The organism is Psychrobacter sp. T6-6, assembly GCF_052258185.1.
In the GTDB taxonomy this organism is placed as follows: Bacteria; Pseudomonadota; Gammaproteobacteria; order Pseudomonadales; family Moraxellaceae; genus Psychrobacter.
Genome location: NZ_JBQQEX010000001.1, coordinates 24,044 through 50,407 on the forward strand (window position 1 = coordinate 24,044; position 26,364 = coordinate 50,407).

The 26,364-nt window shown below is 45.8% G+C and carries 13 protein-coding genes; 7 read left to right on the forward strand and 6 right to left on the reverse strand.

The features are described from left to right. Positions 1–141 precede the first annotated feature (141 nt). The 4 genes from ACTXGL_RS00100 to ACTXGL_RS00115 all read left to right on the forward strand — a co-directional run bounded on the left by ACTXGL_RS00100 (position 142) and on the right by ACTXGL_RS00115 (position 4,493). Complete coding sequence (locus ACTXGL_RS00100) at positions 142–1,671, forward strand: DUF4331 domain-containing protein (RefSeq protein ID WP_443524019.1); 1,530 nt, start codon at positions 142–144, stop codon at positions 1,669–1,671. A gap of 27 nt (positions 1,672–1,698) precedes the next feature. Beyond that, on the forward strand, positions 1,699–1,968 hold the full coding sequence (locus ACTXGL_RS00105) for a hypothetical protein (RefSeq protein ID WP_443524020.1): 270 nt from the start codon (positions 1,699–1,701) through the stop codon (positions 1,966–1,968). 78 nt (positions 1,969–2,046) lie between these two features. Next, entirely contained in the window at positions 2,047–3,351 is a 1,305-nt protein-coding gene (locus ACTXGL_RS00110) for a tetratricopeptide repeat protein (protein ID WP_443524022.1), read from the forward strand. Further along, the gene (locus ACTXGL_RS00115; RefSeq protein WP_443524023.1) at positions 3,348–4,493 is read left to right on the forward strand and encodes a HupE/UreJ family protein; all 1,146 of its coding nucleotides are present in this window, start codon (positions 3,348–3,350) and stop codon (positions 4,491–4,493) included. Before ACTXGL_RS00110 ends, ACTXGL_RS00115 begins: the two co-directional genes overlap by 4 nt. On the opposite strand, the gene ACTXGL_RS00120 is transcribed toward ACTXGL_RS00115, so the two are convergent. The 4 genes from ACTXGL_RS00120 to ACTXGL_RS00135 all read right to left on the reverse strand — a co-directional run bounded on the left by ACTXGL_RS00120 (position 4,490) and on the right by ACTXGL_RS00135 (position 15,400). Next, positions 4,490–5,704: an energy transducer TonB gene (locus tag ACTXGL_RS00120; RefSeq protein ID WP_443524024.1), complete on the reverse strand. Its 1,215-nt coding sequence runs from the start codon at positions 5,702–5,704 to the stop codon at positions 4,490–4,492. The two genes, ACTXGL_RS00115 and ACTXGL_RS00120, sit on opposite strands and share 4 nt — an antisense overlap. 271 nt (positions 5,705–5,975) lie before the next feature. Continuing rightward, positions 5,976–12,659: an ESPR-type extended signal peptide-containing protein gene (locus ACTXGL_RS00125; RefSeq protein ID WP_443524026.1), complete on the reverse strand. Its 6,684-nt coding sequence runs from the start codon at positions 12,657–12,659 to the stop codon at positions 5,976–5,978. Positions 12,660–13,070: 411 nt separating this feature from the next. Continuing rightward, positions 13,071–14,714 carry a sensor histidine kinase gene (locus ACTXGL_RS00130; RefSeq protein WP_443524027.1) on the reverse strand — a complete coding sequence of 548 codons (1,644 nt, stop codon included), beginning with the start codon at positions 14,712–14,714 and terminating at the stop codon, positions 13,071–13,073. Further along, on the reverse strand, positions 14,714–15,400 hold the full coding sequence (locus ACTXGL_RS00135; RefSeq protein ID WP_443524028.1) for a response regulator transcription factor: 687 nt from the start codon (positions 15,398–15,400) through the stop codon (positions 14,714–14,716). Before ACTXGL_RS00135 ends, ACTXGL_RS00130 begins: the two co-directional genes overlap by 1 nt. A gap of 247 nt (positions 15,401–15,647) precedes the next feature. Between ACTXGL_RS00135 and ACTXGL_RS00140 the strand changes: the two genes are divergently transcribed. Then, entirely contained in the window at positions 15,648–16,160 is a 513-nt protein-coding gene (locus tag ACTXGL_RS00140; RefSeq protein ID WP_443524029.1) for a Spy/CpxP family protein refolding chaperone, read from the forward strand. A 165-nt stretch (positions 16,161–16,325) separates the two neighbouring features. Here the strand turns inward: ACTXGL_RS00140 and ACTXGL_RS00145 are convergent, their stop codons facing one another. Together ACTXGL_RS00145 and ACTXGL_RS00150 are read right to left on the reverse strand one after the other, a co-directional pair. Beyond that, entirely contained in the window at positions 16,326–17,927 is a 1,602-nt protein-coding gene (locus ACTXGL_RS00145; protein ID WP_443524030.1) for a hypothetical protein, read from the reverse strand. A gap of 55 nt (positions 17,928–17,982) precedes the next feature. Next, positions 17,983–20,007 carry a hypothetical protein gene (locus ACTXGL_RS00150; protein WP_443524031.1) on the reverse strand — a complete coding sequence of 675 codons (2,025 nt, stop codon included), beginning with the start codon at positions 20,005–20,007 and terminating at the stop codon, positions 17,983–17,985. Between the two features lie 325 nt (positions 20,008–20,332). On the opposite strand from ACTXGL_RS00150, the gene ggt reads away from it, so the two are divergent. Together ggt and dnaE are read left to right on the forward strand one after the other, a co-directional pair. Beyond that, complete coding sequence (gene ggt, locus ACTXGL_RS00155; protein ID WP_443524033.1) at positions 20,333–22,282, forward strand: gamma-glutamyltransferase; 1,950 nt, start codon at positions 20,333–20,335, stop codon at positions 22,280–22,282. Between the two features lie 295 nt (positions 22,283–22,577). Further along, complete coding sequence (gene dnaE, locus ACTXGL_RS00160) at positions 22,578–26,297, forward strand: DNA polymerase III subunit alpha (protein ID WP_443524034.1); 3,720 nt, start codon at positions 22,578–22,580, stop codon at positions 26,295–26,297. Positions 26,298–26,364 lie beyond the last annotated feature (67 nt).

A 26,364-nucleotide genomic window follows, 5' to 3' on the forward strand; every position in this document is an offset into this window, starting at 1 on the left:
GATAAAATCGTAGACACAATACAGCAAACAAGTGTATAGTTAAAACCAACTTAATAAGGACATTATTTCGTTAACTGGTAATTGCAAGTGAGACTCAATATCAACTGCCCCATCACTTAAAGCTTTTCTACAAGGATCCGTATGAAATATACTACCAAAGCGCTAATAGCTGCGATGACATTATGTATGAGTGCAAGCGCCTTTGCCTCCAGTCACCGCGAAGCCCCTTCCATCACCAAGACCCCAAAAGTCGATGCGTCTGACTTTTATATGTTCAATAGCTATGAGAATAATCGATCGGACTACGTGACGATTATTGCCAACTATCTGCCTCTACAAGATGCGTATGGTGGACCCAACTACTTTGCTTTAGATCCAGATGCCCTCTATGAAATTCATATCGACAATAACGGTGATGCGGTCGAAGACATTACCTTTCAGTTTGATTTTACGCAAAACCTAAACAGTATCGAACTTGATACGGATAACGATCCATCAACAGCAAAGGTCGCTATTCCTTTGTCTAATGCGGGTGATGCTTCAAACCCTGCCAATGTACAAACCAGCGAAAGCTATAATGTCACAATGGTCAAAGGCGATCGCCGTAGTGGCTCGCGCACCTCATTAGGTAATTTTGATAAGCCGTTCGATTATATTGGAACCAAATCATTTAAAGACTATCCTAACTATGCGCGTGGGTTTATCCAACCGCTCAATCTAGGCAGTTGCGGTGAAGGACGAGTATTCGTCGGGCAGCGCGCTGAAGGTTTTGCCATTGACTTGGGTAAAGTATTTGACTTAGTAAATCTCAGTCCACTGGGCGAGCGTGATGAAGGCACCAATATACTAGCGGACAAAAACGTTACCTCAATCGCGATGGAAGTGCCTAAATCTTGCCTCGTCAATAGCACCAGTAACGACCCTGTGATTGGCGCTTGGACGACGGCTAGTGTCCGTCAAGCGACCCTAGTCAATCCATCTCCTGAATCTGGTATTAGCACCACTGCCAAAAAAGGCGGCGCATGGACACAGGTCTCAAGATTGGGTATGCCGCTGGTCAATGAAGTGGTCATTGGTCTAAAAGACAAAGACAAGTTTAATGCCTCAGAGCCAAAAGATGATGTGGATAATTTTGCCCCTTATGTATTTTATCCAACGCTGCCAAAACTCATTGAAATTTTGTATGGCGATGTCGGTGCAGTAGCGCCAACGAACTTCCCACGTCAGGATTTAGTCACTGCATTTTTGACGGGTATACCTACTGTCAACAAGCCTGCTAATGCAAATCAAGTACCTGCAGATATGCTACGCTTGAATACCAATATCCCAGCTGTGGCGGCTGACAATCAAAATGACTTAGGCTTACTCAGTATTATTTCCGGTATCCAAACTGACGGTCGTCCCAACGCTGGTGCAGATACTGCCGGATTCCCGAACGGTCGACGCCCTGGTGATGATGTCACTGATATTGCCTTGCGAGTATCGATGGGCGCACTCTGCCATTCTGGTTTAGATGCCAAGGTTATTCCCTGCGCCCCTACTGATGCCAAAGCTGGTGAGGGTCTGTTCACAGATGGCGCACTCAAAACTGCTAAAGGGTTTGATTCAGTCTTTCCATATCTGAAAACCCCAACCCCAGGTGCCCGAACCTCTACCACAGATGACCAATAAGCTGAAATCCAACCAAGGAGAAATACTATGCGCTATGTAATGTTAGCCGTATTGATCACTGGATCAGCTGCGCTTTCTGGTTGTTTCAATGATAACGATAGTTCATCAAATATAGGTAAAAGTGACGTTGCAGTAGACCAAGCAAAAGCTGAGCTGGCTGCTAAAAGAACCTCTGATGTGATTGACGCCAGTAACCGTCCAGACACTGATGAGCCTCAGGATATCGATAGAATTGTTCTTCCTGAAGCCAATTTGGCTGAGCCTGTTGCTGTCACAGACGCCAACGCTTCACTATAGTGTGATATGAGATCGTTCCAGCACCTAATCAGCCTACTGATTAGGTGCTTCTTTATATATTGAGCCAAGGTAATTTTTATGCATTGGATTAAGACACTTGTCAAATTACTGTTTTTAGTATTTATCGGTAGCCAAGCAGTTTATGCTGCCCCATTTATTCCCACAGACGGTCAACAAATTCTCGCCACTCTACCAGAAAACTCACCGCCACCTCGCTACCTAAGCGTAGCTGACTTTGCCTCTGATAAACAAGAAAGTAACCTTGAGCAGACCAGTCAATTGCTCGAGCGTGCTTATTTACAAGGCGACCCAAGGGCACTCGGGCAAGCACGTGCGCAATTGGATCAGAGCACAGACAACAGTATAGATGCTTTGATGCTACAGGCGCGAGCATTCCAATCAGATCACAAATTCGCTGAAGCAACAGAACGCCTAAAACAAATATTGGATCAAGAACCCGCTCATCCAGATGCCCTGCTGACGCTTTCTTCGTTGCTGCTTGTACAAGGGCAATTCACAGAAGCGATGAGCTACTGTGAAAAACTTAACGATCCTGACCTGCGTGTCTATGAACTGGCATGTGCCGCTCAGATACAAACCATGACAGGAGAGCTTGACACTGCAAAAAAAACGCTCCGTGGTCTAGCTGCTATTGCACCTGGTCTGGACGCCTCGACAGCACGCTGGGTTTATCTAATTCAAGCTGACGCTGCATTGCGTAGCCACGATACAGCGCTTGCCACTCAAGTGTTTGATGAGATAGATGATCAGACCGTGCCTGCACTTATGGCTCGCGCTGATTGGCTACTCAGTATCGGTAAATACAAAAAAGTCCGTGAGCTGCTCAATACGCATACCGAAAAAGATGCCCTGCTATTACGTCTGATTACTGCTCAAATGGCGATCAATGACCCAAAAGCCAAACAAAATTTAGCATTAATGAAAGAGCGTATTAACGTCTGGCAAATACGTCAAGAAGATGCCCATATGCGCGAACAGGCCACCTATGCGCTACTTGCCAATCAAGTGGACTCAGCCCTACAACTGGCGCAAGAAAATTGGCAACAACAGCGCGAAACGGCAGACATCGTACTGTACGCTACCGCAGCGATAAAAGCTAACAGCCAAAAAGATATCGAACTGATACGCGAGTTTATAGCCGATACGCAGTTTGAATATCCTGCATTAGAGCATGCTCTACGTGAGGGTAAAATAAGCGATTGCCTACATTGTCAAGCTGCAAGTGAACGACAATCAAGCCTGCAAGCGGCAAACGCTTCTGTTCACAATGACCACGTTCACGGCAACCAAGTTCACAGTAACCAAGTGAGTACCAAAGCGTATATATGGACGCCAGTTAAGCATAAGGATGAGACTTTATGAGCGCACTTTCCAGACTTATATGGCATCATGCTTACCGCTACTTGACTGTATTATTGCTCATGCTGACCTGCACGCTAGCACAAGCGCATGAGTCTAGTACCGCCTACCTCAATCTCGCACTTGAGGAGTCTGACAGCACGACTGATACTATATACGATGCTACCTACGAGCTATCACTACGCGATTTGGCATTATTAATAGATATCGATGCAAACTCTGATAATCAAGTGAGCTGGGCAGAAGTGACGTCACAGACGCCGCTCATAGAGCAGCTTATAATCTCTAAAGTAACATTGGCTCACGCAGCGCAAGCATGTCAAGTAGCACGTTTTGCACCATTAGCTATCAATACTCGTGGCGGTTTTAATTACTTATATACTCGTTTTTCATTGAACTGTGATCAGCCAATCGATAGTCTTGATTATCAGATATTGGCAGGTATTGATGCCAATCATCGCTTAATATTGACACAAGCGAACACTGACACACCCTTGCAAGTACTGACAGTCGGACAGAACCCATTGGGTACAGAAGCAGACTCCGGCTGGATGGCAATAGCCACAAACTTCCTAAAAAGTGGCATACACCATTTGCTAATCGGTTTGGACCATTTGCTATTTTTGTTCGTACTACTCATCCCTGCCGTATACATACGTCAGCAAAAACAGTTGGTAGCTGTTTCTAACCCAAAAGCGGCGTTAATCGAAGTTTTCTGGATTGCCACATCTTTTACGCTTGCCCACTCAATCACATTGAGCTTAGCAGCATTACAAATCGTTAGTATTCCTGCGCGCTTTATTGAATCTGTCATTGCACTGTCTATTGCGTTTGCTGCACTAAACAATTTGGTGCCGATGCTACGCGTTCGAGCTGTTTATTTGGCTTTCTTTTTTGGACTCATTCACGGTTTTGGTTTTGCCAATGTACTGGTCGATTTGCCACTTGCCACAAGTGCACGCGTATTGGCGCTATTGAGCTTCAATATCGGTATCGAATTGGGACAGCTGGTATTTATCGCTGTGGTCTTTCCGATAGCACTATTACTACGTCACACGCAGTTCTATAAATGGGGTGTGTTTTATATAGGATCATTGATTGGTATTCTAGTGGCGCTATGGTGGTTCTTTGAGCGGGCCTTTTAGCGCTTCGCTCGCTCATAGACCAATGACATCGGTACGATAGCATCGACTGCTACGTCATTTTGTTGTATTGGATTGAGTTGCCCCGCTCTTACTTGGGTCGTTGCTATGGCATCGATGATAGGACTGCCCGACGATTCAAGTAACTGCACTTCGGTAATACTGCCCGCTGTGTCGACGCGTAGCTCAAGCATCACGATGAAGACATCACCCAACTCACCATCAACACTACGCCATACTAGCGATGGAATACTAGTAATAGGTTCCTGTCCCTCAATCCAGCTGCCATACTCTGCCAAAAAAACAGTCTCGTCAATTGCCTGACTAGCATCATTGTCTGATGCCGATCGATCCATCGTTTGTTCTTCAGCTTGAGCAGCAGCCAGCGCTAGCATTTTTCTGACCGTTTCGTTAGCGGCTTGTTCTTGCCACTGCGCCTGTTCGTTGCGTCTTCTATTGGCTTGTTTGGCTGCTGCCTGCTTCTGTACGGCTTGTTCCCTATTGTATTTCTCTGTCACAGCACGAATCATATAGGACAGATAGTCCTCTTCTTTAGCTTCTGCTTGGTTTGCTTGCTTAGAGGTCTTCGCTACTTTTTTGGACTCTACTATTGTGAGATTTGGTACCGATGATGATGTATCAGGCGGCATGTTTTTTTTGGCTGGTTCTTCTGATGACAGTATATCTTTGTTTTGTTGCTGTTGCTGTTGCTGTTGCTGTTGCTGTTGCTGTTGCTGTTGCTGTTGCTGTTGCTGTATATGATGTATGAAAGGCTCAGGTGTAGAGGATTTAGGTATAGAGGACTCAACCTCTAAAGTTTCAGTCTCAGAGGTTTCAGGTGTTTTTGCAACTGACAATGGCTGAGTAGGCGCTAGCCCTTCTGTTGATAGGGTTTCAATAGGTTGGCGCTCTATTGAAGGCGACTGCATAGTAGGCGCATTAGACTGTGCAGGCTTTGTCGGCGCTATTTTGGGCTGCATGTCCGTACTGATTGATTCTTTGGGCTGTGGCGGTTTTTTGGGCTGTGAAGACAGTGTAATAAACTCCACCTCTATAGCGTTGGCGCTGCTCGTCTCTATCAGCGGTGGTGGACTGTCCATAGATACCATCGCCCACACCGTAACCCCGTGCAGTAAAATAACGAACACAGTGATCCAAGCAGTGATAGGACGGGTAAATGGGTTTGGTATCATCATAGCTAATAGAATACGCATTAAAAACAACCCTGTATATGGATTTGTTTGATGATTTGATAAATAAAAAAGCGTGCGAGATCTACTACCCACCCTCTTGCTCTTTCAATAAATCCAGCTGACAAGACGTAGCAAATTGAGCAAAAAACACCAATATAACAACCAATAACAGCTAATAGCAGAATCGTTATGCCATCATTGGTTGAGATGCTTATTGTTCAGCCACAAAAAAAAGCAAGATATCTAATATCTTGCTTTTTATAGGTTACTAAGCATCATAATCCAAAACCTTTTAGTCAAAATGGAAACCTGCACCCACTGCGCCACCTACGTTGCCTTGAGTATCTGCTGTACCGTTCACTTTGATAACCCAGCGACCATCGTTAGATAGCTTAGAGAAACCAATCGCTACGGCACTTTCTCCATTGTACGTACCGATACCGCCGCCGATCAGTGACTTACCTGAGATATAGGCTTGAGGTAGTGAAGACATGGCCATCGCAGCCGATATACCTGCATTGGCATCATCTTCTACTTCATCGATCTTATAGCCAAGATCGCTCATATTGCGACCTAGTCTACTATCGAGCGCACTCAGCTGACTATAGTTGACAGCATCGGTTGCTTCGACACCATCAGCGACTCCAGTCATGCGCTGATTACCAGCATATAGACCTTGGGCTGTCATACTCGGTCCATCTTGCATACTGATACCATTACTATTGATGACCGTCGTCCCAGCTGTGACACTATCAACACTGATGTTACCGTTCAGATCAAACTTAATGCTACTGCCTTCTGCTGTGGTGGTGATGTTACTGCCACCTGTGAAGCTTAAGACACTGCTGTCTCCGACTGGTTTATTGATATCGTCGCCATTATCTGCACCAAAGTTGAGTCCTGCATCGAGCCTATTTGTATTGGTCTCAATATTGGTGGTATTGGTTGCGATACTGCTGGTGTTATTAGCAATATTCGTCGTATTGGTGGCGATACTGGTCGAGTTAGTAGCTATGCTTGTGGTATTCACTTGCACACTTTCGTTGATCTCAATCGTTCCTTGTCTAATAGAAGCAATGGCACCGTCTATATTGCTCTGACCTGTTCCACCGATATCGCTATTAGTGAAGGTGCCACTCTCAGCATTGTAGACAGTATCGCCGCCAATGATGCTACTGATACCCACTCCTTGGGTATAGAGCTGGCTGCCGTTGATCGCATCCTGACTGGTCGCTGACACCTCACCGTTTTGAACGTTGGTGACTTTATTATCAGCAGCATCAATACCACTTTTTGTGATGCTTGGACCACCGGTTATGGTCAGTCCATTATCACTGATAGTGGTATCACCAGTAGTGACACTGTCCAAGGTAATATCTGGGTTTAGATCAAAACTGATGTCATTAGGATTACCAGGCACAGCTGCTGCACGTAAACCTGTGCTAGCATCCAAGGTGGCCGTATCATTGACTAACGTTCTAGATACTTTGATATTACCATCTCTACTATTTAGGTCGATTGCATCTCCTTGTCTTACCTGAGTCGCAATATCACCTTGAGCGGTGATATCCCAACCTCGATCCAAGGCAATGGTCACTTCTCTCAATTGCCCAACGTTTACAGCATCAGAGTTTAGCTCGCCTCTACCAACGTTGCTGATAGGGTTACCGCCATTATCCAGACCACGACTGCTGAGTGTGACCGTTCTGCCCAGCCCACTATCAATGAAAGTAAAGCCTGTGTTATTCATAATGCTATTGCCTATCTGCACACTACCCTCATTACCAAGATCTAACTGGTTGTTGAGCTGGACTGCTACCCCAGTCGCAGAAGCAGTGGTGGTTATATTGCTATCACCTGTGACATTGATCGTATCGCCTAATGCAAACTGCTGATCATTATCGCTATTGCCATCGCCAACCCTAATACCTTTGGCGATTTCATCATTGGTCATAGTGAGCTGTGCAAAGTTTACGGCATCAGTTGGTGCAATCCCCTTATCAACTTTGATGATTCTATTATTACCGTTATCAAGACCCTCGTTGCTTAAAGTGATGGTCTCGTTAGGACCGTCAGTGATGGTAACACCTGCATTGTTAAGTACAGTGCTTTCCATTCTCACACTGCCGTTTCGACCAAGCCTCACATCTTCAGCCAACCTAACGTTTAGGTTGCCATCTTCGTCAGCGACCACACCGATGTTGTTATCAGTCAGCTCTGTTGCACCCCCTTGAATCGTTAAGGTTTGTCCTAATTTACGATTGATAACAGCTGAGGTGTCATCTCCTGTGAAGTTCAGTCCCAAGTCGACTGTACTATTGGTTGCATTTAACTGCCTAACATTGACAGCGTCCGTATCTTCATCACCATCGGCTACCTCTGTGATTCTGTTGCCGCCATTATCCAGTCCTTCATTACTCAAACGGACTGTACTGTCAGTGAAACTGACACTAGTGAAGGTGACGTCGTCTTTTGTAGCGACTCTAATACCACCATCATCAGCACTCAGAACGATGTTGTCGCCTGTGAGGAAGTTGGCAGTATTGTCCGCTTGGTTCAGGGTTTTGACCTCGTCACCATCGATTTGGGTAACTACCGTTTGTAACGCACTATCCGCTTTACCCAAACTGGCTTTACTGTCATCGCTTAGGTCAACGGCGTAGTCAGTTATGTTGGTCATCTCATCTGTTTCACCCGCTGTGACGGTGACTGCAGCAGATCCAGCTGAAGCGCTGACACCATTAGCATTGACGGTGTAGACGTCTTGACCTGTATTACTGTCAGTTGAAAATTCCACACTGGCGACATTGGTGCCTTTCACCACTTTGGTTCTAGCAGCGCTCGATGCACGATTCACATCACCGATGTTTGCGGCATTGAACTCATCACCTACTCCACTTGCGACGTTGGTGATTCTGTTACCACCATTATCAAGACCGCTACTGCTCAGTCTGACGCTGCTACCACCTAAGAAGCTAACACCACCTGTATTGAGTAAGGTGTCTCCTGTTGTGACGCTAGTGAAGTCAACTACAGCGGCTGTTGCGACTTCGATATCACCATTCTTATCGGTGAGAACGATGTTCTTACCGGTTAAGAAGTTGGCAGTATTGTCCGCTTGGTCCAGGGTTTTAACCTCGTCACCATCGATTTGGGTGACGACAGTTTGTAACGCTCTATCCGCTTTACCCAAACTGGCTTTACTGTCATCGCTTAAGTCAACGGCGTAGTCAGTCAAGTTATTGCCATCAGTAGTATTGCTTACTTTTACTGCTGACGATCCTTCTGATACTTTGGTATCATTAGCATTGACGGTGTAGACGTCTTGGCCTGTATTACTGTCAGTTGAAAAGTCCACACTGGCCACATTAGTGCCTTTGACCACTTTGGTTCTGGCAGCAGCAGATGAGCTGTTTAGCTGGCTGACGTTGACGGCGTCGTTTGGATTCTCACCATCATCAACATTGACAATCTTTTTATTTCCGGCGTTGATACCATTAGATTTAGTAATACTTGGGCCATTGAACATGCTTAGACCATCACTGGTCAACGTTGCCTTAGATAGTGGATTTGTACCTATTACTTTCACGCCAAGCCCGCTAACCGTTGTCACCCCGCCCATAGCTAGGCCACCTGTGACCAGACCCAAACGATTAACTTTAGTACCACCAAAGATATCACCTGTACTAACGCTACCGTTGTTGCCTAGATCAAGATTGTCATTAAGCTCGAATGAGACATCATTGCTGTTTGCTGTTTTGGAGACAGTGATGTTGCTATTCTTACTATTGAAGTCCACTGCATCGCCAGGCTCTACCGTACTTGCGGTAGTACTGTTACCTTGTGCACTAATGTCCCAGCCTCTATTGGCTGTTTCTGTGACACTGTTTAGCTGACTGAGGTTGACTGCGTCATCTAACTCAATAGCATCATCCACCTCAGTGATTCTGTTACCACCATTATTAAGACCGGTATTACTGAGTCTGACGCTGCTACCGCCTAAGAAGCTCACACCACCTGTATTGAGTAAGGTGTCTCCTGTAGTGACGCTAGTGAAGTCAACTATAGCGGCTGTTGCAACTTCGATATCACCATTCTTATCGGTGAGAGCGATGTTCTTACCGGCTAAGAAGTTGGCAGTATTGTCCGCTTGGTTCAGGGTTTTAACCTCGTTACCATCGATTTGGGTGACGACAGTTTGCATCGCACTATCCGCTTTACCCAAACTGGCTTTACTGTCATCGCTTAAGTCAACGGCGTAGTCAGTCAAGCTGTTGCCATCAGTAGTATTGCTTACTTTTACTGCTAACGATCCTTCTGATACTTTGGTGCCATTAGCATTAACGGTGTAGACGTCTTGACCTGTATTACTGTCAGTTGAAAAGTCCACACTGGCCACATTAGTGCCTTTGACCACTTTGGTTCTGGCAGCAGCAGATGAGCTATTGAGCTGACTGACATTGACGGCGTCGTTTGGATTCTCACCATCATCAACATTGACAATTTTTTTATTTCCGGCGTTAATACCACCAGACCTTGTTACGCTTGGGCCGCCGATAATGGTTAACCCATTCACAGTTAAAGCAGTACTAGGAATACCCAATGGACCATTTACAAATACTCCTGCACCATTGACTGTCGTACTAGCCAATGCATTGCCTGTTCTGACCCCTAAGCCATCTACCGTTGTACTAAAGTACGAGTTGCCTGTTGTTAGACCAGCGCGATCAAGTGTCGTTGTGCTACCCAGTCCAAAAGGAGAGCTCGAACCCATTTCCACGCTACCGTTATTGCCTAGGTCTAGGTTGTCATTAAGCTCGAATGAGACATCATTGCTGTTTGCGGTTTTGGAGACGGTGATGTTGCTATTCTTACTATTGAAGTCTACTGAGTCGCCAGGCTCTACCGTACTTGCGGTAGTACTGTCGCCTTGTGCGCTGATGTCCCAGCCTTCATTTGCAATGTTTGCAACCGCTTTTAACTGAGATACATTCACTGCATCAGTGTCTGCTGAGCCACCTGCCACATTGATGATACGACGTTCGCTTCCAACAGCGCCCACTGAGACTGTACCGTTATTGGCATCAGCAGCAACGTTGGTTAAAAATGAAGCACCACTTTGTAACGCAGCAACAGAGTTTTGACCTAAAGACACGCTGTTTAGAGCATTGGCACTAGCACCTTTACCAAGTGCCACACTGCCTTGCGCTTTGGCTTGCGCACCAAGACCAAGTGCAACGGTGTCTTGGGCAGTTGCTTTTGCTTCATAGCCTATTGCAACTGCACGACTTGCATTGCCGTTTGTGGCTCTTTGACCTATCGCAACTGAATTAACACCTGCTTTTGCATCTTGACCACCCGCGAAGCCATTGAATGAAGATCGTGCACCTTCACCAATGACGGTCGCATTTCCTTTTCCAAACGCATTTTCTCCAATAACGGTTGAGCTACTACCGTCTGCATTGGCATTAGAGCCAACGGCCAGAGCATCAGTACCTGTTACTGATGTGGTGTATGGCTGTGCATTGCTAGAGCGGATAGGAAAATCAATGTCAGCAACGACAGCATCTAACGCTTTTAGCTGAGACACGTTCACTGCATCGCTATCATTGGTACCAGCAGCGACATTTACAATCTGACGAGTACCACCTGCTTCTCCGGTCCCGATTGAAACAGCACCATAACTTGCGCCACTTTGGGTTGCTATGATTGCAGCATTGTCATTACCTGTTGGATCATAACCTATAGCGCCACCTGCAACATTGGCCACTGACCCTGCACCAAGTGCGACTGATCCTTTTTCGCTTGCTGAAGCACCGATACCAAAGGCAGAAGACGCAACACCAGATGAAGAGGACTGTACGCCAACAGCGGTAGATAGTGCACCTTCAGATAACGACTTTGCCCCAATAGCTATGGAGGCGGCACCACCTGACTCGGTGTTTACCTTATAGCGCGGCGTCTCAACCAAATCACGACCTGTATAGGAGAAGAAAGTAGTATTGACATCACCACCATTGAGTGTGGATACAGAGGTTCCATCGATATTGGCTTTTGAGGCATCATCTAGATCATCGCCGCCAATTGCGATAGAAGAATGCCCTGTTGACACGACGTTTGCACCGATGGCGATAGACTGTTGTCCACTCGCTACGGTGTTCTGACCACTCTCTCCGCTACCAATAGCAATAGCTTGCCCGCCAGTAGCACTAGCATTACCACCCATTGCCATAGCATTGGGTCCGGTTGCGCCATCGTTATTGGCATTGCCAGAGGCAGTTGAATTGACACTATAGTACTTGGTTTTGTTAGCGGCGACGGTATTGGTTAAACTATGCAGTTGTGAGCCATTGACCGCCTCTTTACTACTAGCACTAACCAGCCCATTATCTACATTGGTTATTTTCTTATTACCAGCATTGATACCAGTGGATGAAATAACAATACCGCTGTTAAAGGTAGTACTTTCCAAACCCGTCAAATCTTCTGCTAGTTTAACGGTCAAAGTATCACCTATACCAAAGACCCCGATGTTGCCATTCGTTAGCGCTCCTGTTGCACCGCCCAAAATATTGAGCGTCTCACCATTACTGCGTGTAATAGTTGTAGCATTATCGCCTTCAAATTTTAGTGCTATTGAACTTCCGGGGTTGCCTTGACCTGAATTGTTATGGCTGTTGTTACCAGCGGTGTGGCTATGGACACCATGACTACCATGACTGTGACTATAGTTACCATTATGGTGATTTTCTGTGCCTACAGCGCTTGCCTGCATGCCGAATCCAGCCGTTATGAGCCCAAGTGCTATGGCACTCAGGCATAGTGTATTGATAGTAGATGAACGAGATGTCGTGCTGATGGTTGTGTTAGCACTGACACTAGATTTGGAAGATTTGCCATGCCCTTTTGCATACTCACCGACTGCGGTAAAGCAATTTAGGGCTTCATTCCAGATGACTTTATAGATGCGGTTCATGATATGTACTCCCTTACAGATTTGTCAGATTTAAAAAATCAGAGATAAAATCCATCTTGCAAGAGAGTCGATATGACAAAATAAGACGAGTTATGTGTGCGGTAGTAAAGCCTTTTTAAGTATTACTGATATTAAGGTTTAAGAAGTAAGACGTTTCGTTTTGTAAGTTATGTATCACTCTCTTATATATTAGTATTGCCGAATATATAGAGAGAGACAATACCGTTCGTCCGTGATTTAATACCGTTTGTCTATTATATTCATATTAGCGAATATAAAAGATTTTTATTATTGAGTGCATTTGTCAAGACGATGCTTCTTTATAAACATAAGTCCATAATCTCATACAGGTTATGGACTTATGTACACTACATATATGCATGAGCGAAAACGATTCATTTAAGCTGCTTTTTAATACTTTATTTTCTCTTTCATAGGCAAAACGATTTGTACTATCAATCCTTTGATACCATCCTGTCGGTTGTAGGCAGTAATAGAGCCTTTGTGCGCCATCACCACAGCGTGAACGATAGCCAATCCCAACCCATACCCTCCAGTATCACGATGACGCGCAGAGTCTAACCGCACAAAGGGCTGAAAGATACGTTCTAGGTCCTTATCCGCTATACCGCCGCCTTCATCTTTTACGCTAATTTGAATAGCAGATCGGCCATCATCTGTCTGAACTGCCTTCATTTCAGCAATGACTGCAGAGCCTGCAGCCGTATGCATAAAAGCATTGCGAATGATGTTTTCGAGCGCGCTATGCAATTGCTCCTGATTGCCCTGTATCCTCCAAGCATCTTTTACGTTTTTTGTCTTAGTGGACATCAAATCTTCAGGTGGTTGCCACTGCCAGTGAACTTCTTTATGCTGAAACTCAAAGCACACATCCTGTCCGATATCACTGATGATTTCAGTCAAATCGACGGCGTCACTTTCTAGATTATCGATTGTATATTGCTGCATTTGTAGTGATTGAATATGAATGATTTGTTCAATCAGCTCATTCATCCGCGTAGACTCTTTGTCAATACGGTCTAGATAGCGACTGGCATTGGGTGCAAAGTCTCGGGTCAGCTCAGTTGCCACATCAAGTCGTGCAAGCGGTGAGCGTAGCTCATGCGAGATGTCGCTTAGCATTTGTTTGCGTGCCAGCTCACTGTCGGCCAGTCTCGTCGACAAATGCGCCACGTCTTTGGCCAGTAACCCAAGCTCATCATCACCCATTTTTAACAATGCTGGATTGGCTTGATAATCCCCATCAATCATACGGTGAACCGTGCTTTGTACACGCCCGATACGCTGGGTCAATGTACGGCTAAGCCATACACAGATCAACACACTAAAAACGATAATCAAGAGCAGACGTATAGGAAAATTACCGTGTTGCAACGCAACGACATCTGAGAAACGCAAGTGCGGGCGCAGCTGTATGATAACTGACTGTCCATCGGGCAGCTCAACCGAGATGTCGGCCAGCTCAGGACGAGCATCTATCTCTGCAATTGCAGCACTACTCGAGGTCAATGGCTTCAAAATCTCATGCAAGACCGTCGGCGGTTTTTTTGGTACCTCGTCATTATAATTTCTTGGTCTATCGTTGTTGTCCATTCTGGGCTGCGGCATCGGTGGTATAGCACGCTCAACTGACTGCTGACCGTTCTGTAGCCGCTCTTGTGCTCGATCCTCTCGGTCTCGATATCGTGGAAATATAATAGCGCCCTGCTCGTCGTAGACTCTGATTTGATTCATCAGCCGTCTATCCTGACGATACATCTGCGTGACCGTGGTCAAGTCGCCTACTCGTAGCGCTGCAGCCATATCTTGACGTTTGATTAATAGGCTCTCAATTTGGACATCCATCCGAGCAGTCAACTCCTTTTCGGCCAACCAGCGCTCGACCACAATGGATAAAATAGAGGTAATCAGGATCGTCAGCAATAAGCTCAAAAACAAACGCCAAAACAGCGTCACACGCACCTTTAGCTTGGGTGATTTTTGAGCGTTTTTGTTAGTGTCCTGCTGGGGCGCTTTTATTGATGAGTTTGTCATTAGAGCACCAGTTGATAGCCTTTTCCACGCACCGCTTTAATTGGTTCGTCATGAAAAGGCTGTAATTTTTTGCGCAAGCGAGACACATGCACATCGAGGCTACGGTCAAAAGGCTGCAACTCACGTTGCAAGACATTCTCTGATAACCATGCCTTACTCACCACTTCTCCTTTTTGCTTAAGTAGTGCCACAAGCAAGTCAAACTCTGTCCCAGTCACTTGTAACGCCACGCCGTCTATCTCGCAGACACGCTGGTTTTGGTCAAGATATAAGCGACTCTCTGGTAGCGGTGTATGCTCAGATGTGGTGGTATTGGTTCGTTTGATCACCGCATTGATACGTGCCAGCAGTTCGCGCGGGTTACAGGGCTTGGTGATATAATCATCAGCGCCTAACTCTAAGCCGATGATACGATCGATCTCCTCCCCCTTTGCTGTCAGCATAATCACAGGAATATCACTGATACTTGGCAGTTGACGCAGTACGCTCAGCCCATCTATTTTGGGCATCATGATATCGAGCACGAGTAAATCGTAGGCAGCATCGTCGTGCGCCACCGCTTTTAATCGCTGTATAACCGCAGCGCCATCGTGAACACAGTCACAATGGATGCCATGATTGTACAAATACTCTTGTAATAACTGAGTTAACTCTTCGTCATCATCACCTATCAGTATATTTGGCATACGCCTCTCCTTTTACTTTTGATGATTTCAATTGGCTTTCATTGGTCCGGTTACCCATATTATCAGGCATGCGCGTATCAGTTCGCTATAAACGTTACCTTTCTTAATACTTCATAAATGTTCGTAACCTTTAACTGTCGTAATATAGCTCCTATCAGCAGCGAGTGCCGCAGTCTGGAAAAGGATGCTCGCAAGATAAGATTTTAGTGTCTACTTAACCACACTCAACTTCATAAAGGATCTCATCATGAAAAAATTATTATTAGGTTCAGTATTAGCAGCTTCTAGCGTGTTTACCGTGACCGCCTGTACTAGTGTTAATGCAACCACCGATACAACACCCGCGACTCAAATGCAACAAAAACATAAAAATGGCGCTATGAAAGGTCCAATGTCAAAGCTGGATCTAACGGCCACACAGCAAGCCCAAATCAAAGCCATCATGCAAGAAAAGCGTGGCGATCGTACTGCTGATCGTGCACAGCATCAAGCAGAGCGTGCGCAGATGGATCAGCAAATACAAGCTTTGACCAACGCAAGTACGCTAAATAACGCTGCTCTAAACCGCTTGGCTGATCAACAAGCGGCCAAAACCAAACAACGCTTTATCGAGCGTGTACAAACTCAGCATGCTATCTCTCAAGTCCTAACGGCTGAACAGCGTGCAAAAATGGAACAAATGAAATCAGAAAGACAAGAAAAAGGACGCAAGCACTCAAAAGACCGTAAAGGTCATGATGAGCAACGTCCAGGTATGTAAGCGGACACCACTGTACTGATCGGTACTAATTTGTCTTTGTATTGCTTATCGATATCGTACCCATCGCTACAGTGTCTGTCACTGTATGAACAAAAAAGCGCATCGTATAAACGGTGCGCTTTTTTATTGAAAATCTTTCTGCTCATCAACGACTGGTCTTACGCATTAATCAATCGAACTAAGACGCTCTTTGGCCATCGGTAGCATATTAAATATCATCTTACCTACTACCGTGCCATTACCATCACGGTAATATTGCAGCAACTCTGGCGCGTATTCTCTGAGATCGATACTATTGCTCTTATTCGGTGACTGAACATCACGTGGTAGATTTGGGAACGCCATATTTTTGGTATTGATAGCAGCGTACTGCTGCAACACGTCTATCATCATATGATTGCTTTTATCAGAGGCGTTGTCGATATCAAGCTTGCGATGGACATGCTGCCATTTGAGCTGACCCTTTTTATCAAAACCATATAGCTCTTGTACCTCTGTGTTGGCAGCTGCTTGCGTCCCTGATACGTTATCGTTCATTTGTTCTTTTATCATCGCTAGTATTTTTTGTACCATCGCTTTGCTAGTGAATGCCTGTGGGTTTTGAATCGTCTCAAAGGCTGTCATAGGCGCCGTTTCTTCAATGAGTTCTGGATATTGCTTGCTGATACGATCATAGAAAATCTGCATATAACTCTTATAATCGTCACGATAATCATCAAAACTCTGTACTCGGCGAATAATAGATTCGCTTGGCAACATTGCTGATAGCTGATGGGCAGGTAGCTTCGGGGACACTGACGTAAGTGTGTTGGGCGCGACATAATCAAACTGACCAACTGGGGCTGCATCATAAGTCATATCTAACGCGGCAAAGTGGCTTTTTATTACCGCACGACCAAACCCTTTGGGCAATGTGCCATCATCGATGGCTATTTTTAGCCATTTGTTACGCCATTTTTCTCCAAGCTTATCGTCTAATAGCTCAGAGTTGATCAGCGCAAAGTTATCTGCCCATAGATAGATATCACCGTTCTTTAAATCAACGTAAATAGGCTGATTGATACTGCTATGGTGGTTGCGCGCTTGATACTGGGCACTGGCGAGCATCGTCGTCTTACCCGCTAGTGGTTGGTAGATTCCTTGCGCATCGATAGATAATGGTTTTAGCAAATACTCATCAAGCAATTGCGCTTTTTTGCCATCTAGTGGTTTTGGTTGGTCCTCATAATCATCGAATAGCGCCTGATACTCTGGTGTGACTTTGATAGTGTTGTCATACTGATTGTCTCTCCAAGCATTGTAAGCCTCTACGCATTCGGCGTACGTCTGCTTGATAGTGTTCCGCTCAGCATCGTAATCAGCCGCTAGAACTTCTTTGTTTTGGTTCTCTGCCTGCAGTATTAGCGCTGCATACGCCTGGTCATGCGCCTCATCACAGTGTTGATCGACATAGTCTGATACAGCTATTTGTCGGTTAGCTGTAGCCGTAAGCGGTCGGTTATTGCTTATGTCATTACTCGTAACATTGCTTATTTCAAGGTTGCTATGGTAACTAAACGATTGACGGCGCTGTTTTTGCAACGCACTTGCCAATGTTTTTTTGGCAGTGCTAGGTAATGGCTTAGCTGCCGTACTTGCCTGACTGCCATTAGTGGCTTGGCAACCTGTTAATAATAGTGCCCCTGATAGACAGGCACTGGTCAATAATTGATTGGCTTTTATCATAGGTGGCACGCGTAGAGCGATGGTTTTATATATTGTTTTCATTATTTATTCCTAATAGGTATGAGCGTAAATGCAATGAGATGATGCAACTGAGTTGTTATTTATTATCAGTATCATCTTCGCCGTTGTTAGTACGACTCTGCTCGACGGCCTCTTCGCCATAGTTACGCTCATAGTTACCACTGTTATAGTCATCACTATTATAATAATTCTCTAGCTCACCATCCTGATAGTCGTAACGGGCGTAACGTGCCAACTGTAGTCTGTCTTTTTTCTCACGCTGTGCGGCAATCCATGCATTACCATCGATAGGAGCGGCGGCTTTTGGACCAAACGACTCTGCCAATAATGGCGTTAATGCATGACGATTAAAGCTGGTTCTGTCATAACGTATTTGATTGAGCATAGTCGTCGTAGAGCCCATTAAATCGCCACCAATATTGACACGCTGCTGCTTGGCAAGTAGGCGATTTGAGCTGTCTAAATAGTAGTAATTAATTTGATTAAATGAAATGGGTCCAATAGCTTCAATGAGCTGCAACAGCGAGCCCACATCAGCACTTTGATAGCCTTTATTGTATAGCTGCAATTTGGCAAGTGCAGCCTTTAGCGTAGCGCCATCAGGGTATTGTTTTGGATTGGCATCGACATGTTCTTGTAGCGACTGCGTCACATATTTTAGCGTTTTGCCAATCATCTCACCGCTTTGCTGACTACCAAAATAGACTTTTACTGCGCGAGTCGCACCGACTTCTTTGGCAAATGCATCACCATCAATATCTACCGCACTAAAATGCTCAGGCGCTAATTCTGCCATGCTTTGCTGTATGGCGTTGAGCACAGCGTCATACAGTACTGCTGGTGGCAACTGAGCGGTAACACTTTCAGGTAAACCAAAACTTACCGTATGTGCAGCCATTTGCTCAGGTAAGAGGGTGTTTTCAGGATTGACCATGGCGACAAGTGGCATAATAGCCGATGGATCGACTGTGACTTTACTGTTATTAAAATCAAAAGCGAGAGGAACCTGTATAGACGAGCTGATCGTTGGTGTGGCGTAATCGTAGCTGTAGACACTTTGTAATTGTCGCTGCTTGGGGTTATATTGGCTGACACTATTGAACGTCAAGTTCTGATACTGATAGGCGTTAGTTGCAGCGATTTGCTCTGGCGTACGGTGGAACATGGTCAGTATATTACCAATCAACCCAGTAGGAGACATCGAGGGCTTATCATCAGCTGATGCCTCTGTCTTAGCCTGCTGTTTTGCCAATTGCATGGCTTCATATTTTGCAGCCATTGTCTTTGGGTTTAACCTTGACATACCTGAGAGCGCACCCCCTGTACCACTGCCATAGTCGTCATAGTCCTCATAGTCGTCACTGCTATAGTAGTCATCGCTGCCATAACCGTCTTTATCATAGCCATACTCATTGTCAGCGTTGGGATCACCTACTGGTTCATTTTCACCGGCTTCGGCCAGTATCGCGGCAATGGCTTTTCTTTCTACCTCGGCAGGATCACTCTCACCGTATTTGTCTTTGTAATAGTCAGACTGCAATGAATCATCATAATCATCGATATAAGGCTGATATTCATCGGCCATCCCTTCAGGCTGATAGGCATACGTTTCTATGATCGTTCTGAGCAAGCTGGTTGATCCTGCATCGATACTGTCTGCATCGATGAACGGTACTGACTGATAGTTCGCTTGGGCGACAGCCACATGCTCTGTCGCTAAGTGCTGACGAATCGCAGCTAGTAAATGCGTCTTAGCTCGATTCTCAGTACTAGGGTATTTTTCTTGATCAAACAATTGCGCGTAACGCTCGGCCTGAGCATCTTGACTGGCTGTAAAGGCGCGTCCTTGGCGTTGACTCTTCGCGGTATCTACACTGCTAAAGTCTATCAGTGTGCTGGTCGACCCTGTATTCGATGATATAGGAGATGCAGATTGACAACCTGCGAGCACAAGCGATGCACTACTCACTAACAGTGCGATAGAAGTCAATTTGCAGGTTTGATATAAACGATCATTATGGCGCTTATTATTAGAAAAACAGGCAGGCGTAGTCTCAGTAAAACGTTGTTGATTGCAGGTGTTCAAATGACGTAATGGCATAGCAGTCTCTTTTTATAGATAGACTCATCGATAATGAGTGTACAGTAGTACTGTTATTTATATCACAAGACGTTACAGTTTAGTAAGCGTAGCGTATGTTTTTTAAAGGAAAACTTCAATGAAAAGTAATTTCCTCTATACAACGAGGCAATTATGCTAGGTCGTGCTTGAATGAAAACAACTGAAATTACTGACAGAGTTGCTCATCTTGTATCAACACCTCATTGTAGAAGTTAATAAACAACTTTCTACTATTCGTTATTTTCGCTATCATTCAGACATCTCTCTAATGGTTTATCTTTACTCGCCCAAAAAGGACTTTGCGATGTCACGACTCCCTTTTCATGCTGATCAGACTGCTCAACAGATTCATTCAAAAACCAAAAACCAGCTAAAAACTAATATATTGCTGATCACAAGCGCCTTGCTACTGTCTGTCTCAGCCCATGCACTTGAGCCAACCGTTCCGGCAAACAGCGCGACGCTTAATAATACCTCTATCAATACCAGTGCAATCAATTTAGCCATCATGACGGACAATCCAACCGTCCTCTCTGAAACCAAACGCATCACACGAGCCAAAACCAGCACTCTCAAAACCACGTCCAATAATGCCAATAGCGATCAGGCAATCTACTCTGAAGATGCTATTCACCATCCGCTATGGGCAAAAAATGGCATGGTTGCCACCCAAGAAGCGCTTGCTTCTGATATTGGCTTGCAGATTTTAAAAGACGGTGGCAATGCCGTCGATGCTGGGGTCGCAGTGGGCTTTGCCTTAGCAGTGACCTTACCGCGCGCGGGCAACCTTGGCGGTGGTGGTTTTATGATGATTTATGATGCCAAGCAAGGCAAAACAGTCGCCCTTGATTACCGTGAAAAGGCACCAAGTAGCGCCTCTCGTGATATGTATCTCGACGATGAGGGCAACGCAGTTAGTGACTTATCTCGTTATCATGGCTTAGCCATTGGGGTGCCGGGGACGGTAGCGGGACTGTTAAAAGCCCTAGAAGAGCATGGTACGATGAGCCGCGAGCAAGTCATGGCACCAGCGATTGCATTGGCAGAAGATGGTATAGAGGTCACCGCAGGTTTGTCCGAGTCGCTCACCGCCTTGAGTGATCGCTTACAGAAATGGCCAAGTACCAAAAAAGTGTTTTTTAAGCCTGATGGCAGCGCTTATCAGCCAGGTGAACGTTTAAAACAGCCTGAGCTTGCGCAATCATTAAAACGGATTGCAGTACAGGGTACCGATGGGTTTTATAAGGGTGAGACCGCTCAAAAACTGGTCAAAGCAGTTAACGAAGCAGGCGGTAGCATGAGCTTACAAGACTTAGCCGACTACGATGCCATCGCTCGCGAACCTGTCAAAGGCGACTACCGTGGTTATGAGATTGTCTCGATGCCACCGCCCTCCTCTGGCGGCATTCATATCGTGCAGATTTTAAATATTCTAGAAGGCTATCCACTGGGTGACTACGGTCAAAACAGCGCAAAAACCATTCACTTGATGAGCGAGGCCATGCAACTGGCGTATGCAGATCGCGCTGAGTACCTCGGGGATTCTGACTTTATTGACGTACCTGCCAGCGGCCTCACTTCACAAGCTTATGCTGATAAACTGCGTACATTAATTGACCCGAACAAGGCCACGCCAGCAGCTACCATCAAAGCCAATAACCCGCTACCTTATGAGAGCGATCAGACCACGCACTTCTCTATCGTTGATAAAGACGGCAATGCCATCGCCAACACCTATACGTTGAACTTCTCTTATGGCACTGGTCTGGTGGCTGAGGGCACAGGAATCTTGTTAAATAATGAAATGGATGACTTTTCTGCCAAGCCTGGTGTACCCAATGGTTACGGACTGCTAGGCGGCGAAGCAAATGCCGTTGAGGCTAATAAACGTCCGCTATCCTCGATGAGTCCGACACTGGTATTCAAAGACAGCAAACCTTATATCGTCACGGGCAGTCCAGGTGGCAGCCGTATCATTACCACGGTCACCCAAATCATCTCCAACGTCATCGACCACGACATGAATATCGCGGAAGCAACGCACGCGCCGCGCATTCATGACCAGTGGTTGCCTGACGAGATTCGAGTCGAAAAGGCACTGAATATCGATACGATCAAAAAATTGGAATCTATGGGTCACACGGTCAGTCCAAAATCAGCCATGGGCTCCACGCAGTCGATTATGCTCACACCAAACGGCGTTTATGGCTCTTCTGATCCCCGTATAGTTGATGCAGCGGTGGTTGGGTACTAGATCAAACTGTTTTTAATTATCAATAACATAGCCCTCTATACATTATGTATAGAGGGCTTTTTAATATGTCTTTTGACCTATTGGAAGTCGTATAGTGACTTATTTCACTCAGATTAAACCCTTGCAATCAGTGGCTGTCTGCCGCAAATAATGATATTATTAACGACCCCATTTAAAACGTATCAATATGGCTATCGAGGTCTTATCGGCCTCTAGGTATCAGTATAATTGATTGATAATAATCAATTATTTTATCGGTAGCTTATTTCTTTGATCGTACCAGTAAGAGTCTTCTATGGCATTTGTACACCTTGGCATCCACAGCGAATACTCCATCACCGATTCTATCGTGCGTATCAAACCGCTCGTAAAAGCGGCCGCAGCCGATAATCAGCGCGCGCTGGCACTGACTGATTTGTCTAACCTGTACGCCACAGTGAAGTTTTATCGTGCCTGCCTAGGCGCGGGTATCAAGCCCATTATCGGTAGTGACGTCATCATGGACAATGAAGACACACGCCTTACCCTACTTGCGATGAACAACGAGGGCTATCAAAACATTACTCGTATCGTGTCGCTTGGGTTTACCGAAGGTCGCGCTGATCCTGTCAACCATGGCACACCTGTGATTAAGCGTAGTCATATTCTGGAGCATGCGGCAGGCGTCATTGTACTACTGACCGAAAAATCAGACGTGGGTCAAGCACTGGTTGGTTCTATGCCAGAAAAAGCCGATGAGCTGCTCACTGAATGGCAAGCAAAATTTGACGATCGTTTGTACTTTGCCATCAAGCGTACCAACCGCTCAGGCGAAGATGCCTTTATTAGGGCGGCCATTCACTCAGGTGCCAAGCACAACATTCCTATCATTGCTCATAACGATGTGCGTTTTTTAGCGCAAGAAGATTTTGATGCGCATGAGGCTCGCGTGTGTATTGCAGGCTCTTATGTCTTAGCAGACCCCAGCCGCCCTCAGACCTATTCAGATGAGCAGTATCTAAAAACCCAAGACCAAATGGCGCAGCTGTTTGCTGATATCCCGCAAGTGGTTGATAACACTTTAAGTTTGGCTACCCGCTGCAATGTAACCTTGACGCTAGGCATTAATGTATTGCCCGATTTTCCTGTCCCTGAAGGCGAGACGATTGAGTCGTTTTTCCGTGCAGAGTCCCAGCGCGGTCTTGAGCGGCGCTTAGATAAGCTCTTTCCAGTCGAGGCACGTACAGACAATTGGAGCGACTTTCGTCAAAGATACGACGAGCGCCTAGTATATGAGCTGGATATTATTCTATCGATGGGCTTTCCCGGTTACTTCCTTATCGTAATGGACTTTATCCGCTGGGCAAAAGCCAATGGCGTGCCTGTTGGACCTGGACGTGGTTCTGGTGCAGGGTCTCTGGTCGCCTACGCGCTCAATATTACCGATCTCGACCCCATTCATTACGATCTATTGTTCGAGCGCTTCTTGAACCCTGAGCGGGTATCCATGCCCGATTTCGATATCGACTTTTGTATCGAGGGTCGCGATCGCGTGATTGATTACGTGGCGCAGACCTATGGTCGTGATGCGGTATCACAAATTATTACCTTTGGTACCATGGCTGCAAAAGCGGTAGTGCGTGATGTGGCGCGCGTCCAAAGTAAATCATACTTTTTGGCCAATAAAATATCCAAACTGATTCCCAAAACACCCGGCATCACCCTCAGCCAAGCGCTTGAGCAAGAGCCGCAGCTTAAAGACTTAATCTCTAACCCTGACAATATGGACTATGAAGATGCCATTGAGATCTGGGAGATGGCGATTAAACTTGAAGGCGTTTGCCGAAACGTCGGCAAACATGCTGGTGGTGTACTGATTGCGCCGCATAAAATCACCGACTTTAGCGCCATTTATTGTGATGATGAAGGTCACCGTGTCAGCCAGTTTGATAAAGACGATGTAGAAGCCGTCGGTTTGGTAAAGTTTGACTTTTTGGGTCTACGTAACTTAACGGTCATCAACGCGGCAGTCGAAAACATCAATTTGCGCCGTGCCAAAGAAAACGTGCCCGCATTGGTATTGGAAGATTTGCCTTTAGATGACGTTAAAGCCTATAAGCTGCTGCAAGATGCCAAAACCACCGCCGTCTTTCAGCTAGAAAGTATGGGCATGAAAAAGTATCTGGCCAAACTGCAGCCGACCAATATCGAAGATGTGATCGCCATGTGTGCGCTCTATCGTCCCGGCCCGCTTGATGCAGGTATGGTAGAGATGTATATCGACCGTAAGCACGGCCGTGAGGAAGTCATTTATGACCATCCCAATCTCGAACCAATTTTAGAAAATACTAACGGCGTTATTGTCTATCAAGAACAGGTCATGCAGATCTCACAGGTGATGGCAGGTTATAGTTTAGGCGGTGCTGATATGCTGCGCCGTGCGATGGGTAAGAAAAAACCTGAAGAGATGGCAAAGCAGCGCGATATCTTTGTGACTGGTGCAACCTCACAAGGCATCGACGAGGTCACATCAGGCGGCGTGTTTGACCTAATGGAAAAATTCGCAGGTTATGGCTTTAACCGCTCGCATTCTGCTGCTTATGGAGTGCTCGCCTACCAAACGGCTTATCTCAAACAGTACTACCCTGCCGAATTTATGGCGGCAGTATTAACATCCGATATGAACAACACCGACAATGTGGTGTTCTTTATCAATGATTGCCGTGAAAACTTTGAGTTGACCGTGGTCAATCCGTCAGTCAATCGCAGTGAATGGCACTTTGTCGCAGATACACCGACCAATATCATTTATGGATTGGGTGCGATTAAAGGCGTGGGTGAAGGGGCTGTCGAGTCCATTGTTAATGCCCGTCGCACGGATGGACCTTTTAAAGACTTATATGATTTCTGCCGCCGTGTGGACATCAAAAAGGTCAATAAGCGTACGCTCGAAGCATTGGTCAGCGCAGGCTGTTTTGATGACTTTGCAGCGACGCTACGACCCGACTTACCAGCCGACGAAGCTTTCGAGATTCGCGGTGCATTGATGAGCCAGCTACCAAGCGCAGTACAAGCGGCTGAACAAGACCGTCAAAACAATGAGCTTGGCATGATGGACTTGTTTGGTGAGATGGATGGGGTCGTTGCCGCGCCGCCGCTCGTGATGACGCCAGAGCTGATTTGGGGTGACAAGCATCGCCTAAAAGCGGAAAAAAATACGCTGGGGCTATACTTAACCGGTCATCCAATTAATGAATACTTAGATGAGTTAAAACGCTATACCTCAGGCGCTCGCCTCAATAAACTGGCAGATACTGGCTACAACGGCAGCTGCTATTTTGCAGGCCTCATTATAGATATCGCAAACTTCGGTAATCGTAATGTGATTACGTTAGATGACGGTACATCGAGGCTAGAAGTCAGCTGCTACGCTGAGCGATTCAACCGTGTCAAAGAACAATTGAAAATCGATGAAGTCGTCATCATCAAAGGCAGCATCCGCGAGCGTGACGGGCGCTTGTTTGCGCGCCTTGATAGTGCCATGAGTATGGTCGATGCCCGCTTGCGTTGGCTCAAAAAAATCAGTATCAAAGTTCATGGCAATGACATTGACCTGCTCACGCGCTTGCAGCCATTACTCAAGTCCGCCCAAGCTGACATCATACCTGAACCGCGATTAACTTATAATCAAGAACAAGACGAACAAGGCGGTGCTAGCAGTAACGCCTACGATCCTGCCATGAGCGGCAGCTTATATGATGAAAATGGCAATGATCTGTTGGCGCTAGAGAACGATATGAACCATGATGCAATGAACCAAAACGGCATGCTCCAAAGTTATGCAAACAATGCATTAAGTAATACGGATGCCTCTATCAATGACAACTGCCTACCACTTGGACTAAGCATCTATGACGTATATGGTATTGCCAATGTAGGACTATCCGAGCACTGGCGCGTCTACCCAAATGATGACAACTTGCAACAATTGAAGACTTTAGTTAGTGAAGATAATTTACACTTTCATTACAGCTAAAATGCACAATACCCTCGAAAATTTACTATAGTAATCTTATAGCTTTAACTTTTAATAATCGGACAAA